Origin of the sequence: Thalassolituus sp. UBA675 (assembly GCF_002297765.1) — a bacterium.
GTDB lineage: Bacteria > Pseudomonadota > Gammaproteobacteria > Pseudomonadales > Oceanobacteraceae > Thalassolituus.
Genome location: NZ_DBNJ01000010.1, coordinates 1 through 14,068 on the forward strand (window position 1 = coordinate 1; position 14,068 = coordinate 14,068).

General features: G+C 50.5%; 15 protein-coding genes. 9 read left to right on the forward strand and 6 right to left on the reverse strand.

Annotated elements, in window-relative coordinates:
* The first annotated feature begins 257 nt into the window (after window positions 1-257).
* The 3 genes from B3007_RS05275 to B3007_RS05285 all read left to right on the forward strand — a co-directional run bounded on the left by B3007_RS05275 (window position 258) and on the right by B3007_RS05285 (window position 2,968).
* Complete coding sequence (locus tag B3007_RS05275) at window positions 258-1,052, forward strand: hypothetical protein (protein ID WP_301378120.1); 795 nt, start codon at window positions 258-260, stop codon at window positions 1,050-1,052.
* 111 nt (window positions 1,053-1,163) lie between these two features.
* Complete coding sequence (locus tag B3007_RS05280) at window positions 1,164-2,036, forward strand: MOSC domain-containing protein (protein ID WP_301378119.1); 873 nt, start codon at window positions 1,164-1,166, stop codon at window positions 2,034-2,036.
* Window positions 2,037-2,185: 149 nt separating this feature from the next.
* Window positions 2,186-2,968, forward strand: a complete 783-nt coding sequence (locus tag B3007_RS05285; RefSeq protein WP_301378118.1) for a hypothetical protein — start codon at window positions 2,186-2,188, stop codon at window positions 2,966-2,968.
* Here B3007_RS05285 and B3007_RS05290 read toward each other — a convergent pair.
* Window positions 2,962-3,864, reverse strand: coding sequence for an alpha/beta hydrolase (locus tag B3007_RS05290; protein ID WP_068434869.1), 903 nt, complete (start codon window positions 3,862-3,864; stop codon window positions 2,962-2,964). The two genes, B3007_RS05285 and B3007_RS05290, sit on opposite strands and share 7 nt — an antisense overlap.
* Window positions 3,865-3,962: 98 nt before the next feature.
* Between B3007_RS05290 and B3007_RS05295 the strand changes: the two genes are divergently transcribed.
* On the forward strand, window positions 3,963-4,502 hold the full coding sequence (locus B3007_RS05295; protein ID WP_301378117.1) for a TetR/AcrR family transcriptional regulator: 540 nt from the start codon (window positions 3,963-3,965) through the stop codon (window positions 4,500-4,502).
* 62 nt (window positions 4,503-4,564) lie between these two features.
* Here the strand turns inward: B3007_RS05295 and bfr are convergent, their stop codons facing one another.
* From bfr to B3007_RS05315, 4 genes are all read right to left on the reverse strand, one after another.
* Window positions 4,565-5,032, reverse strand: a complete 468-nt coding sequence (gene bfr, locus B3007_RS05300) for a bacterioferritin (protein WP_301378116.1) — start codon at window positions 5,030-5,032, stop codon at window positions 4,565-4,567.
* Window positions 5,033-5,279: 247 nt separating this feature from the next.
* A complete protein-coding gene (locus B3007_RS05305) occupies window positions 5,280-6,374 on the reverse strand; it encodes an alkene reductase (protein ID WP_301378115.1) in 1,095 nt (364 codons plus the stop codon).
* 110 nt (window positions 6,375-6,484) lie between these two features.
* The gene (locus B3007_RS05310) at window positions 6,485-8,209 is read right to left on the reverse strand and encodes a Na/Pi cotransporter family protein (RefSeq protein WP_301378114.1); all 1,725 of its coding nucleotides are present in this window, start codon (window positions 8,207-8,209) and stop codon (window positions 6,485-6,487) included.
* A 127-nt stretch (window positions 8,210-8,336) separates the two neighbouring features.
* The gene (locus B3007_RS05315; protein WP_068434879.1) at window positions 8,337-9,161 is read right to left on the reverse strand and encodes an ion transporter; all 825 of its coding nucleotides are present in this window, start codon (window positions 9,159-9,161) and stop codon (window positions 8,337-8,339) included.
* Window positions 9,162-9,444: 283 nt separating this feature from the next.
* On the opposite strand from B3007_RS05315, the gene rpsP reads away from it, so the two are divergent.
* The 5 genes from rpsP (at window position 9,445) to B3007_RS05340 (ending at window position 12,388) form a co-directional block, all read left to right on the forward strand.
* On the forward strand, window positions 9,445-9,696 hold the full coding sequence (gene rpsP, locus B3007_RS05320) for a 30S ribosomal protein S16 (protein WP_068434880.1): 252 nt from the start codon (window positions 9,445-9,447) through the stop codon (window positions 9,694-9,696).
* Between the two features lie 23 nt (window positions 9,697-9,719).
* Window positions 9,720-10,241, forward strand: coding sequence for a ribosome maturation factor RimM (gene rimM / locus B3007_RS05325; protein ID WP_068434883.1), 522 nt, complete (start codon window positions 9,720-9,722; stop codon window positions 10,239-10,241).
* Window positions 10,242-10,277: 36 nt separating this feature from the next.
* On the forward strand, window positions 10,278-11,036 hold the full coding sequence (gene trmD / locus B3007_RS05330; protein WP_068434887.1) for a tRNA (guanosine(37)-N1)-methyltransferase TrmD: 759 nt from the start codon (window positions 10,278-10,280) through the stop codon (window positions 11,034-11,036).
* Between the two features lie 10 nt (window positions 11,037-11,046).
* Complete coding sequence (gene rplS / locus B3007_RS05335; RefSeq protein ID WP_068434889.1) at window positions 11,047-11,400, forward strand: 50S ribosomal protein L19; 354 nt, start codon at window positions 11,047-11,049, stop codon at window positions 11,398-11,400.
* A gap of 130 nt (window positions 11,401-11,530) precedes the next feature.
* A complete protein-coding gene (locus B3007_RS05340; protein WP_297530322.1) occupies window positions 11,531-12,388 on the forward strand; it encodes a DsbC family protein in 858 nt (285 codons plus the stop codon).
* 783 nt (window positions 12,389-13,171) lie between these two features.
* Here the strand turns inward: B3007_RS05340 and B3007_RS05345 are convergent.
* A complete protein-coding gene (locus B3007_RS05345) occupies window positions 13,172-13,984 on the reverse strand; it encodes a pseudouridine synthase (protein ID WP_301378113.1) in 813 nt (270 codons plus the stop codon).
* Between the last annotated feature and the right edge of the window lie 84 nt (window positions 13,985-14,068).

Sequence of the window (14,068 nt, forward strand, 5' to 3'; positions counted from 1 at the left end):
ACGGGTCCATCTCATTTCCTACAAGCGTGGGATTAGGTTTCATCGAGCAGGGTATCGCGAATAGCCAGGCAAGCTGGCTGAATCGCTCCTACAGGGTGATTTGAAAGCTTAACCGTGTATTTGCTGGGAATAAGATTCCCTTCAGTTGAGTGGCGACCAAAGCTCTTTATCTTGTGCCTTCCGGCATACTTCAACTATCCTGAAATATGGTTCGATATTGAGATTGTTATGATTCTGTTGATCTCCCGGAAGGTGAAGTGAGTCAGGCTTTGGGCTTTCAGGCATTAGTGAAGTGTTGGGTTGTGGTGCTGTCAGCGCTGCTACCCTGGCAGCTGTGTCTGGCCAGCAATGATGGTGCGGATGTGAGCGAGGCCCCGTTCGTCATCGCTTACTCTGCCGATCCTGCCGAGAGTATTACGATGCGCTGGTACGATATGGTGGTCAGGGAGGCCTTCCGTCGGCTGGATCGTGAGTTTGTTGCACGTGTCTATCCGCCAGTTCGATCCGGTATGTTGCTAGAGCAGGGGCAGGTTGATGCCGAGGCCATCCGTCCAGAAGGGTATAGCAAAGTGTACCCTCAGGCTGTACGGGTCAATCAGACGCTGCTTGAAGTGGCCTTTTCTGTTGCCGTAACCGATCCTGATTTGAAAATTACCAAATGGGAAGACTTTCGTAGGAAAGACTATCGTGTCGAATTTGTCCGCGGTGTCGAGCCGCTGGAGCAGATACTTTCTGAATACATTGATGAGGATAGCCTCTCTGAGGTATCGGAAGTTGAACAGGGCATCGCTAAGTTGATCGCGGGGCGTACCGATGTGCTGGTAGATTTCAGGGGCCGTATGCTGCTGGATGCGGATGATTTGAGGCTTCGTGGTAAAGGGATTTATATCTCCGATATTGAAGAGCAAGTGCCGCACTATACTTACCTCAATATACAGTATACTGATCTTGCGGATGCTCTGGCTGAGGTATTTGCTCAAATGAAAGCAGAAGGCTTGTTCGATCTCTATATGAAAGAGGTACGGCAGGCATTCAGTGAAACTGGCCGTTAACCTTCAGTCCTTATTGTTCCGCCTGCATTGCAGCTCGCCACATAGCTACGTCTTATAACGTATGGTTCCTGTGAACTTGCTCGTTTACTTTGGTGATACGAGGAGGTTCTGATGATTAAAGTAGGTACGGTTAAATCAGTCTGGCGTTACCCGGTGAAAGGGATGGCGGGTGAGGCATTGTCAGAGGCTGATGTACAGCGTATGGGGGGACGAGGCGATCGAATTCTGGCGGTTCAGGATGTCGTTCGTCAGGAGATTCAGAGCTGTAAGTTTCGCCCTCAACTTTTGCAGTGTCGCGCACAATTTACTGACCCCAGCGATATTCACAGTGGTGTCACTATTCGCTTTCCTGATGGTCAGTGTCTTCCATCAGATGCGGAGGACGTGGATGTAAAACTGTCAGAGCTAGTTGGTCAGCCCAGTCGCATTCAGGCTTTAAGGCCTGCTTCTGATAAGGGGTTTTATCAGCGTTTTAAAGAAGACGATCACACCTGGCTTGATGAATTAAAAGCGACGTTCGAACGCCTACCCGGAGAGCCTCTTCCAGATCTCGATAATTTACCCGAAGAGATGCAGACGTATGTGTCTGTGTTGGGTAGTTTCTTTCTGGTCTCTCCGTTTCATATTATTTCTACGGCCAGTCTTGAGTATCTGAAGACTAGGAATCCAGATTCGGACTGGCAGATCGAGCGCTTCCGGCCAAATCTTGTTGTGGAAACATTCCCTGAAATGGAAGGGCTGGTTGAACAAGCCTGGGTTGGTTGTTCTTTGAAGGTCGGTGAGGTCACTATTTTATGTTCTGATACAGCACCAAGGTGCGGTTCCGTTGTTCGTGAACAGCATGGAATATCGAAAGACCCGCAGGTGCTCAGAACCATCGTCCGCGAAGCTGAGCAGAATCTTGGTGTGTACGGTGATATTCTTGAGGAGGGAAAGGTCCGCGTCGGTGATGCGGTGTATTTGTGTCGAGATGATGAGTGCTAGTGCTTGAATGGCATCTTAGGCAGCAGAATGTATTAAGTAATTTATCAACGCCCTGCTATTATATAGCTATAGCTCGCTGGCAATGTGTGACAACGATAAGGATCTATTACTGTCCTGCTGGTTTGTTCAGGCATTTACAGGTTTGATTTATGATACGTTTCAGCTGGTCGCAATGTGTCGGCCGCGTCTGTATTTCTCTTCTTTTATTTATCTCAATTCTCTCTCACTCAGAAAGCGCTTCAGACAGACCAATATTCACCATGGCCTATTCGGCTGACCCAGCTCAGAGCCTGACGATGGCCTGGTATCACCGGCTTATCTCTGAGGCGTTTGATCGCTTAGGTATTACGCTGGAATATGGTGTCTATCCTCCACTTCGCGCTAATACTCTATTAAACACCGGTAAAATCGACGTCGAGGGCTTACGCGCTGCAGGTTACGAGAACGATAACCCTGCGGCTGTTATCGTGCGGGAGTCGATTCTTACGACTAAGTATGGGTATGCGACGGTTGATCCGGATATTCAGCTTGAGCGTCTCGCCGACCTGGAGAAGGCAAGTTATCGGGTTGAATACCTGCGTGGGGTTGAGCCGCTGGGTGACATGCTCGCCGCTCACTTGCCTGAGGGCTATCTGTTCGCCATTACGAGCCCGGAGCAGGGGCTTCATAAGTTATTGGCAGGACGCTCCGATGTATTTGTGGACTTCCCGGGGCGCCTCTCGGCGTTGAAAGAGTCACTGGGGCTGACTATCTCAGGTATTCGCGTCGCAGAATTTGAGGATGATATTGTTGTATATCCCGTGCTTCACCGACGGCACGCCGACCTCGCTCAACCTCTGCAGCAGGTGTTGAGCGAGATGAAAGCTCAGGGGTTATTTGAGCAATACATGGAAGAAACGCGGAAGATTTTCCTGCTACCTCATGATCAGTAGTTTGCAGGCACCAGCTTTTTAATGAAATTTAGCTGTCTTGCAATGTTATCTTCAAACCAGTGATCCAGATATGGATCGAAGTGGTTGGCGTCGATGGTTTGTATCTCCACCTTTTCAGAAGACAGCTTACGTACTTTTTCCTCATCAAACGGTGCTACGGTGTCTCGGGTGGCACCAATAATTAACATCGGGATTTTTATGCTTTTCAGATGTTTCCGCGGGCGGTAGAAGCCCATCGTAGCCAGTGAGCGTGCTGCAACACGGTTATCGTTCTCGCGCTTCAATGTGTCTGAAATCCAGCCTTCCACTCGCCATGCTCCGTCACGGTCCATTGAGGAGTATTCGCCTTCCGGTGAGACAATCGGTACGTAGTGTGCTGCGAACGGGTTGAGCATATCGCGCATCATATCGACCCCAAAGCGGATCATACGTGCTGGCGGAACCGCTTTTACTGCCAGCATACCGTCAAGCATCGGCACTTGAGCAATCGCGCCGCGAAGTTCGGGATGTTCTGCTGCCGTTTTCACAACATGGCCACCGCCAAAGGAACTCCCCCAGAGAATGATGTTTGTCTGATCAACGTCGGCCAGCGACTTTGTATACGCCAAGGCCGCCTCGACGGTCTTTTCACGCTTCCAGGGGCTGATGGTATTGCGCGGTAAGCCTTCGCTGTCGCCCCAACCCGGATAGTCGAATGTAAGCACTGCAAAGCCTGCCTCGTTAAATGCGTCGATAAAGCCGGTTACTAGTGTGAGTTGAGTTCCACCCCAACCATGCACCATCAGAATGGTGGGATATGGGCCCTTGGCGGTAGTGGGTCTGTGAAGGGTTGCTGCACAACTGACACCCTGATTTACGAATGTTCCTTTCAATCGATTCTCTGACAATACGTTCATGGTATTAGCCTTTTGTTCTCGGTTTTCTTTTCTTGAATGGCATTCAAGATAGCGCATCTGTATCTTAAACGTCAATCAAGAAAGTGGCTGGGCAGTTAATGGCACGTAACAAGCGTCACGTAGAGCAGAAGATCAAACGAGAAGAAATAGAAGCGGTCGCTATGGCATTGTTCAAAGAGCAGGGCTATGACAAAACGTCGATGGCCAGTGTTGCTAAGGCTGCGGGCGTTGCTGCGAATACCATCTACTGGTACTACGAGAATAAGGACGACCTGTTGGTTGCGGTGCTTAACCGTGAAGTGATGCAGGCAATGCCTCAAGTGATCGCCATGCAGAACGCCCCTCTGACGGAACGGGTGCTGAAGTTGATTGAGCAATTCGAAAGTTCAGGCTCATTGATGACGGATGTTCATTCCAGAGTGTCGCATTCCGAGGTCGTACGCGACTGGCATGACCGTTTCCATCAGATGGTAGAGCAGCTGTCAGTATCTGAATTGGTTAAAGCAGGCCTGGACCCTGCCGCAGCAGTCTTGGATGCGCGTTTGATGGTTTACGTTATCGAAGGCTTGCTTGCACACCCTCATACAATGGAAGAGCGAGTTCAGGTTGTAGAGCACGCGTTGGGAAAGTTGATGTAAGTTAATAGCAGACATAAAAAAGCGCCATAATGGCGCTTCTTATTTTGATAAAAAAGAGAGCTTCACATTTGTGATTGCAGGTAGTTCTCAATGCCGATCATTTTGATCAGTCGCAACTGACGCTCGAGCCAACGAGCGTGATCTTCTTCTGTGTCGTAAAGCAGTGGCTGAAGCAATTCACGCGTCTGGTAATCTTTTTCTTCTTCACAGATTGCCATCGTCTCTTTGAGGAGGTCAGCCACGTAGTATTCAACGTCCAGATCCGCCTGAAGCATTTCAGGTACCGTCTCACAAACATTGAGGTCGTCAGCGTTAGACAGGTCGGGAGTGCCTTCCAGGAAAAGAATGCGTCGTACCAACACATCTGCGTGCTGGGTTTCTTCTTCCATTTCGTGGCTAAGCCGTTCGTAGAGTTTGTTCAGCCCCATGTCTTCGTAAATGCGCGAGTGAGCGAAATACTGATCGCGGGCGGCCAATTCACAATTGAGAAGTTTTTGTAATTGATCAATGACGCGTTGGCTGCCTTTCATGGGATGCTCCGGGTTGAGTAGATATCTCCGGTAACGATAGCGCGAGCACGCGTGCGGAACAAGCCGAAAAGCCTGTAAATACTAGGGTCAGGAGTGGTTTTTTGTAATGAACCAGACGACTGAGAATTGTTCTTTTTATGTTTTGAAATATCCGTTTTATTGCAACACGGACTGAAGGCCCGGAGGGAATATAAAAGAACAGCCGGGCAATATGCCCGGCCATTGCTTTCAGATTATGTGCTTAGGATTACGCGTCGGCGGTCTCTAACGCTGGATAATCGGTGTACCCTTTTTCATCCTGCGTGTAGAAGGTATTCGGGTCGGGTTCGTTGAGTTCTGCTCCCTGGCGAATGCGCTCTGGCAGGTCAGGGTTGGCAAGAAACGCAGTGCCGAACGCGATTGCATCCGCATTGTGAGAGTCGACGGTATCAGCGGCTTCTTCAGGGCTATATCCCATATTAAGAATTAACTGGCCGTTATAGAGCGAGCGGAACGGCGTCACCACGTCTGCTTTCTGTTCGCCCAGAAAGTCAGCGCGCATCAGATGGACATAGGCGAGGTCCTTCGGGTTCAGGTGTGCCGCAAGGTATTTAACCAATGCCACCGGGTCACTGTCTTTCATGTCGTTGAAGCTATTCAATGGCGAGAAACGCACGCCGACCCGGTGTGGTGTAAATACTTCGCTGACTGCGTCCAGTACTTCGGTCAGGAAGCGTACCTGGTTGTGCCATGAGCCACCGTAGTTATCGTCACGGTTGTTTGCACCGTCACGCAGGAACTGATCCAGCAGGTAGCCGTTTGCACCGTGTACTTCAACACCGTCGAATCCTGCCTTTTTGGCATTCTCAGCGCCTTTACGGAAGTCATTAACCAGATCCTGAATCTGATCTTCAGTGAGTGCTTCTGGTTTCTGATATTCGAATTGCCCTTCTGGGGTTGTTGACCCACCTTCGATAGCTATCGGGCTGGCGGAAACCGCGGGTTTTCCATCATTAAGCTCAGGGTGAACGGCGCGCCCCGCGTGCCAGATCTGCATGAATATCCGCCCGCCAGCGGCATGAACTGAATCCGTGATTTTTTTCCACTCGGCAACCTGTGCGTCAGAGTAGATACCAGGCTCACTGGCAAAGGCCGACGTCTGCGGTGTGACCATAGTGCATTCAGTGATGATCAGGCCTGCGCTGGCACGCTGGGTGTAATACTCACGCATCAGTTCATTGGGCAGGTGGTCGATGGCGCGGCAGCGCGTTAACGGTGCCATGATGATGCGATTGGGGATTTCAAGCGAACCAAGATTCAGAGGCTTGAAAAGGGTGTTCGTTGTTGAGGCTGAAGTGCTCATGATGTGCTCCTCACAGAGAGTATGTCTCTGTGAGAGAGCCAGACAGGTCGTTGGTTCCTGTAATTTCAGCGACAGTCTGTTCCCCACAGTGAACAGACTGCCATTCGGGATTACACGCGCTGCGCTTTGAGTCGGTGGTTCGCCGCAGACTCATTGACGTTGAGGATATGGTCGCCGATGCGTTCAATCCGGTTGAGGACATCAATGAAGATGACGCCGGCACGGGGGCTGTAGTCGCCATTTTCGAGACGGAGGAAGTGGGTGTCACGGAAAGAGTCACGTAATTCGTCAATACGATTTTCAAGCTCGATAGCGCGCTCCAGACTGACTTCCGAAGGCTCCATTGAGGCACTTTGCTGCATATTCTCTACAGCCGCTCTGAGTGCTTCCATCATTTGCACCATGTCAGCCCGGGCATCATCCGGCCAATGGCTTCGTGCTTCATGCAGCCGTTCTGACAGTTTCGAAATCTGGAAGTAGATGTCGGCGATGCGCTCCATATCGTTGATCATGGTCTGGAGAAAGCGAATGCGCTCTGTCAGGTCGTGCTCAAGGTTGGTGTTCTCACTGACCCGGACGAGATAGTCGGAAATCTCGATTTCCAGCTGATCCGTGGCTTCTTCAGCCGCAGCGATGCGCTTGAGTAGCCTGGATCTTGATGCCTTGTTGTCGAACAGAAGTTCATCGACGTCAGCATGCATACGATTAAGTATCCCGGCAAACTGCTGAGCTTCCTTCTGGGCCTGTTCCAGCGCTAGTGCAGGAGAGGTCATCACACCAGCACTGATGTACTTCAGGCGGAAGTCGTCAGCCCCGCCCGCGGTCTCCGGAAGAATGCGTTCGATAAAGCGCACGATATAAGGAATAAAGGCAAACAGCAGGATGACATTCAGGATGTTGAACGAGGTATGGAAGAGCGACAGGCCCAGGGTTGCGTTGGGTCTGGCTTCAGGGGCATCGCTCAGAATAGAAACCGGTGCCGTTGAGAAGTTCTGGACCACCATATCAATCAGGTGCATGACCGGATAAATGGCGGCCAACATCCAGGCAACCCCGATCAGATTGAATATCAGGTGGAAGCGGGCTGCCCGTTTCGCGTGAACGTTCCCCACCATAGCGGCGAGGTTGGCGGTGACTGTGGTACCAATGTTTTCCCCAAGAACCATAGCAGCCGCCAGCGGAAAGGATATCCAGCCCTCAAACAGCATAACCAGTGTCACCGCTGTAGCCGCCGAAGATGATTGCATAACAAGGGTGAGCAGGGTGCCGATGACTACAAAAATAAGCAGTGAGGCGTAGCCGAACCCCGTGAACATATCGAGGAACTCCAGTATCTCCGGGTTGCTGCGAATGTCAGGCACGCCATTTTTGATGAACTCAAGGCCAATAAACAGAATACCGAAGCCAACCATGGTCTCGGCGATGTTGCGTAAGCGGCTGTTCTTGGAGAACAGGAAAGCGAAGAAGAGACCGATCACTGCCATGGCGATGGGGGTGATCTTCATCTTGAAGCCAAACAGAGCGACGATCCAGGCGGTCACTGTGGTACCGATATTGGCGCCCATAATCACACCCGTTGACTCGACGAATGTCAGCAGACCAGCGTTTACGAAACTGACGGCCATCACGGTCGTTGTCGTCGATGATTGGGTGATGGTGGTCGTAGCGAAGCCGGTGAACACACCAGTAACACGGTTTCGGGTCATGCCGCTAAGCACCGACTTGAGGCGGCTCCCTGCCACTTTCTGAAGGCCTTCACTGAAGATCTTCATACCGAAAATAAAGATGCCCAGGGCACCAATGAGCTGGAGGAAGTCGAAAAGAGTGTAGTTCATACCTTACCTGAATCCGGTCGCGACAATGGAACTGGGTCCGTCGGTGACTTTAGGGTCTTGATGAAGAGCGCGATTATATGACGGAAATGACCTCGAAAGTCATTCCCATGTCATAAAAGTGCAATATTTACTGATCACTGCTCCTGCGTTGCTCGAGGCGAGCAATCATGGACTTCAGCTCCTGTATTTCGTCACGCAGATCATTCATGGAAGCGTTGCCTTCTTCTTCGTCCTTCTCTGCTCGCTCTTTGGCGTGTTCATCTTCCAGTACGTTAACGACGATGCCGATCACCATATTAAGGAAGGCGAACGCGGTGAAGAAAATGAACGACAGATAAAAGCTCCATGACAGAGGGTAGACCTTCATGGTCTCGTACATAACGTCGGTCCAGTCTTCAAAGGTCATCACCCGGAAGAGGGTCAACATAGAGATGGTAATGTCACCCCAGAGTTCACGATTAATGGGCGCAAAGAAGGTCGCGCCGATGGCTGCGTAGATATAAAAGATGATGAACATCAGCAGCACAACGTATCCGAGCTGAGGCAGTGCGCGTACCAGAGAGTTCAGCAGCATGCGCAGCTCAGGGATGATCGAGACCATACGAAGCACCCGGAAGACCCTGACAAGCCGGCCTACCAGAGCCATATCGCTGTTATCAATCGGGATCAGGCTGACAACCACGACCAGAGTGTCAAAGACGTTCCAGCCATTGTGGAAGAAGCGTTTCTTATTGGGCTCAGCAATAAAGCGGACGATGATCTCAAACAGGAACAGGAAGGTGATACCGACATCCAGCCAGACGATCATCTGTGATACGGCATCCGGAATGGCGTAGGTTTTCGCCCCCACGAGAAGCGCTGAGATAATGATGACCCCCACCACAAACAACTCGAAAGCGCGGTTGTTCTTGAGGGCGAGGGCTTTGTCCTGAATCGTCTGGATAGTGCTCATAATACTTAGCCTGGAGAGGATCTTAGAATGCGCGAATATTATCTATCCTGCGCCTGAATACAATGCTGTATTGGTCGGGCTTCCCGGGCCGCTCTTTTACTTGCGGTTTTGGGGGCAGTTAGCGTACACTACGCGCCCTTTTGTGTGGGTTGCCTGTACGGCGGCCCCCAGGCCCTTCAAGTCGGCAGCACGCTAACTGCGTAACGCTGGTCTTGAGGGATGTTGAACGGTGGGCGATTTCAAAACCCGCCACTAGATAAAACGACCGGAGTAGACACACTTTATGGTAGTTATTCGTTTAGCCCGCGGCGGCTCTAAAAAACGTCCTTTTTATCACATCAACGTAGCTGACGCGCGCATGCCTCGCGACGGTCGCTTTATCGAGCGCCTTGGGTTCTTCAACCCGATTGCTCGTGGCCAGGAAGAAGCTCTGCGTATCGATCTGGAACGCGTTGAGTACTGGGTAGGTAAAGGCGCACAGCCAACTGACCGTGTTAAGAAGCTGCTGAAAGACGCTGCTAAAAAAGAAGCGTAATTCAGCTTAACCGGGGGTAAGCAGTGTCTGAGAACATTCGCGTTCTGGGAAAAATAAGCACTGCGTTTGGCATCAAAGGGTGGGTGAAGGTGTATTCCTACACGCAGCCGATGACAAACATTCTGGAGTACCCTGTCTGGCACATCCGTAAGGATAATCGCTGGCAGGAATTCAAAGTACTTCAGGGTAAACCTCAGGGTAAAGGTCTGGTGGCAAGCCTTCAGGGCATTACAGACCGTGATCTGGCATTGAGCTTACATCAGTGTGAGGTCGGGGTTCCTGAAGAGGCGCTTCCTGAGCTTGAAGAAGATGAACATTATTGGTTCCAGCTGATCGGACTCAAGGTAGTAAATACCGAAGGTGTGGTGCTGGGCCAGGTGAAAGAACTGTTTGATTCTGGTGGTGGTAATCAGGTGATGACGGTGACGCCTTGTGAGGGCAGCATCGATCAGCAGCAACGTTTACTTCCCTTTGTAGAGCAATATGTTCTTGAGGTCGATCTGGACAGCAGTGTGATCCAGGTAGACTGGGACCCGGATTTTTAACCCCTGGCCAACAGGGCCAGAGAGGAGTGAAGACCGGTGTGGTTTGGTGTTGTAACTCTGTTTCCTGAAATGATTCAGGCGTTGACCCAGCAAGGTGTCAGCGGACGCGCAGTCAAACAGGATAAAGTCAGTGTGACCTGTTGGAATCCAAGAGATTACGCTTACGACAATTACCAGACGGTGGATGATCGACCGTACGGCGGTGGCCCCGGAATGCTGATGAAAATTCAGCCGTTAAAGGATGCCATCCATGCTGCGAAGGCAGCGGCCGGTGAAGGCGCTAAGGTGATTTATATGTCGCCACAGGGCCGCAAACTGGATCAGGAGGGTGTGCTTGAGCTTGCTCAGCATGACAAGCTGATCCTGGTTGCCGGGCGGTACGAGGGTATTGATGAACGTCTGATTGAGGCGGAAATCGACGAAGAATGGTCTGTCGGTGATTTCGTGCTCAGCGGTGGTGAATTACCCGCCATGACGTTGATGGATGCCGTGATCCGGTTGGTGCCTGGTGTATTGGGGCACGAACTGTCGGCACAGCAGGACTCCTTTATGGATGGCTTGCTGGATTGTCCGCACTACACCCGGCCTGAAGTGTATGAAGGTGAAGCGGTACCTGAGGTACTGTTGAGCGGTAATCACGAGAAAATCCGCCAGTGGCGCTTAAAGCAGGCACTGGGCCGAACCTGGCAACGCAGACCAGACTTACTGGCTGAACTGGAACTGACAACCGAGCAACGAAAGTTATTGACAGAATACCTTGACGAGAACGCGGCTGAGCACTCGTCAGACTGTTAAGGAGCGAACAATGAGCAACAAGAACCCAATCATTCAGCAGATTGAAAACGCGCAGCTGAAAGACGCTGTTCCAGCTTTTGGCCCTGGTGACACTGTTGTCGTTCAGGTAAAAGTAAAAGAAGGCAACCGTGAGCGTCTGCAGGCGTTCGAAGGTGTGGTTATCGGTAAGCGTAACCGTGGCCTGAACTCTGCTTTCACCGTACGTAAGATCTCTCACGGTGTCGGCGTTGAGCGTACTTTCCAGACTCACAGCCCACTGGTTGACAGCATTGCTGTTAAACGTCGTGGTGACGTGCGTCAGGCGAAACTGTACTACCTGCGTGAGCGTAGCGGTAAGTCTGCACGTATCAAAGAAAAGGTATAATCCTCCGGGAATACCTTTCTTTACCGAAAAACGGGCCTCGCGCCCGTTTTTTTGTGCCTGAAAGATACGGTTTCCTGCTATGGTCAGCCTGTTGAGAGAAAGCCACATACGAATGCAGAAGAGCAAAGATATGAAGAAGACACTGACCGCGCTGGTCGCTGCCATGCTGATGAGCGCGCCGGCTCTCGCTGACAATGCGAAGCTGAAAGAAACCATCGAAGCCAAGATGAAGGAAGTGCTTGGCCCGCGGGCTGATGTCACCGAGGTGGTATCACTGGGTGATGGTCAGATTTATGAAGTGGTTATGATCGATGGGTCTTTAATGCATATGACTCCTGACCTCAACTACCTCATCTATCAGAATACCCTGTACAAATTCAGTGAGGGCGGGCTGGATAACGTCAGTGACCTGCGCAAAGTGACGTTACGCAAGAAAGAAATGGCATCCATTCCCGATGCTGATACGGTCGTATTTCCTGCGAAGGGAGATGAGAAGGCAGTCATTAATGTGTTTACGGACATTGATTGTGGCTATTGCCAGAAGCTCCATCAAGAAATGGACGATATCAATGCGAAGGGTATAACTGTCCGTTACCTCGCGTATCCGCGCGCAGGTATTTTTGATCAGACCGGTGGTTACACCGAATCTTACAATAAGATTAACTACGTATGGTGCCAGGACAAGGGTGATCGTGCTGACGCTATGACAGAAATTAAATCATTGCAGGGCGAATTGTCTGGTGCATATAGTCGTGTACGGAATGCTTCCGGATCTGACAGAGAGTCGGCCATGAAGTCATTTGATGAGAAGCGCGGTGAAATGCAGTCGCTGGTATCCACGGCTTCCTGCGAGTCTCCGGTAGCAGCACAATACAATCTGGGTCGTGCTATCGGTGTTGGCGGTACCCCCGCTATTGTCACTTCGGATGGCCAGCTGATACCGGGGTATATGGAAGCAGATAAGCTTGCAGAGCGACTCGGCATATAAGCAGACATGCTTGTTGCACCATCTTAGAAACCCGCTTCGGCGGGTTTTTTTATGCCAGACGAATACTCTGTTGTCAGTTGTGAATAACCTGATATCAGCCTTCATGCGGCTTTGCTTAAGTTATCCACAAATTGTGCTGGTAGTTATTCAGAAGGGAAGTTTTTTCGGGAATTTCAGGCTCTGTCGCACGTCCTGTCAGAAAACGGAATGTCAACGCCGCTTTCAGGTTTTTTTCAGTGCGTCTGGGTTTATTTTGGTGCGTTGTTATGCACATCTTCAATGGTGGCCGAATAAATGTGTCAATCTGGCGTAGAAAATATGAAAGTATCTATTGATTTTCATAAGTCATTGAAAAATATAGGTTTTTTACTTGGTTAAAAAATATACAATCTGAGTGTTATGCCCATTTTATCTGGGCTGGAATGAGTTTTTAAATTATTACTCACAAAGTTATCCACAGAAATTGTGGGAAACTTACCCGCGACAAACTACGACATTTTTGCAAAAAAAAGCTTTAAATCCTGCGTTCAGGTGTTGACACCAGAAAACTATCTGGAACCTGTTATACACATCAAAAAGGGATGGCGTCACTGGACTGACAGGATAGTGTCAAATTCCTATCGATAGAATTGTCAATCTATAAGTTACTGATTTATATGGAAAAATTTACTGTTAATTTTTTCAGCAAAATGACAGCACCCCTTGTTTCATGCGGGTTCCAGCCACTTTTAAAAAACTTATCCATAAAGTTATCCACAGAAAGTGTGGGTAACCGTGCGTAAGTCACGGTTTCTCTGGGGTTCGGAGCTCTGCTGGTAGCAGAAAGGCATCCATGGAGGGGTGCGGAGGGTGTTGGAGCTCTGACTGCAATGATTCCGGTAAGGCCATGCTCCAGCCGAAGCGGTCGAAAAGTTGACGCATTGTCCGGTCAGGTGGGGCAATCAGGGTTAGCAGTTCATTAGTGTACGGGTGGTACATCTCCAATGACCAGGCATGCAGTAACAATCGTGGTGCATCCATATGATCCCGGAAATATCTCGAGTGCCTCCCTTTACCGTATCGGGCATCACCAATAATAGGGTGACTCAGATGTTTCAGGTGCCGGCGTATCTGATGCTTTCGCCCGGTGTGAGGACGACAGTCGATCAGTGAATATCTGGACTGAGGGTACTTGTCTACGGCAACTGGAATTTCAACCTGAGCCAGAGAGGTGAAATCTGTAATGGCCTCCTGTGGCGGCTTGATACGCTCATGCTTCGCGTACTTGTCGACAGGTGGGGACATGGCGTAGTCGAGATGGGTGAACTCAGGCATATAACCACGGACAATAGCCAGGTAGTGCTTTTCAATATCGCGTTGACGCCACTGCTCGACGACCAGGCTGGCGGTTTCAGGTTGACGTGCGAAGACAAGAACGCCAGACGTCGGTTTATCGAGTCTGTGTACAGGGTAGACTCGTTGGCCTAACTGATTGCGCACCAACTGCAGGGCAAAGGCGGTTTCATGGCGGTCGATTTCGCTACGGTGGACCAGCAGGCCGCTGGGTTTATTGATTGCGACCAGGTGCTCATCTTCGTAAATAATATCAAGTTCCATCACATGGTTCCGGCAGAGAAGTCAAAGCGCGCAGTTTACGGTACGCGCCCGGCTAATACACCTTGCGGAGTAACATGACTCGGA

Coding starts and splice junctions, on each gene's coding strand:
- B3007_RS05345 (WP_301378113.1), bottom strand. CDS start 13,984: ATGGAACTTGATATTATTTACGAAGATGAGCACCTGGTCGCAATCAAT.
- B3007_RS05295 (WP_301378117.1), top strand. CDS start 3,963: ATGGCACGTAACAAGCGTCACGTAGAGCAGAAGATCAAACGAGAAGAA.
- rpsP (WP_068434880.1), top strand. CDS start 9,445: ATGGTAGTTATTCGTTTAGCCCGCGGCGGCTCTAAAAAACGTCCTTTT.
- B3007_RS05305 (WP_301378115.1), bottom strand. CDS start 6,374: ATGAGCACTTCAGCCTCAACAACGAACACCCTTTTCAAGCCTCTGAAT.
- B3007_RS05290 (WP_068434869.1), bottom strand. CDS start 3,864: ATGAACGTATTGTCAGAGAATCGATTGAAAGGAACATTCGTAAATCAG.
- B3007_RS05285 (WP_301378118.1), top strand. CDS start 2,186: ATGATACGTTTCAGCTGGTCGCAATGTGTCGGCCGCGTCTGTATTTCT.
- B3007_RS05340 (WP_297530322.1), top strand. CDS start 11,531: ATGAAGAAGACACTGACCGCGCTGGTCGCTGCCATGCTGATGAGCGCG.
- B3007_RS05310 (WP_301378114.1), bottom strand. CDS start 8,209: ATGAACTACACTCTTTTCGACTTCCTCCAGCTCATTGGTGCCCTGGGC.
- B3007_RS05280 (WP_301378119.1), top strand. CDS start 1,164: ATGATTAAAGTAGGTACGGTTAAATCAGTCTGGCGTTACCCGGTGAAA.
- bfr (WP_301378116.1), bottom strand. CDS start 5,032: ATGAAAGGCAGCCAACGCGTCATTGATCAATTACAAAAACTTCTCAAT.
- B3007_RS05315 (WP_068434879.1), bottom strand. CDS start 9,161: ATGAGCACTATCCAGACGATTCAGGACAAAGCCCTCGCCCTCAAGAAC.
- rplS (WP_068434889.1), top strand. CDS start 11,047: ATGAGCAACAAGAACCCAATCATTCAGCAGATTGAAAACGCGCAGCTG.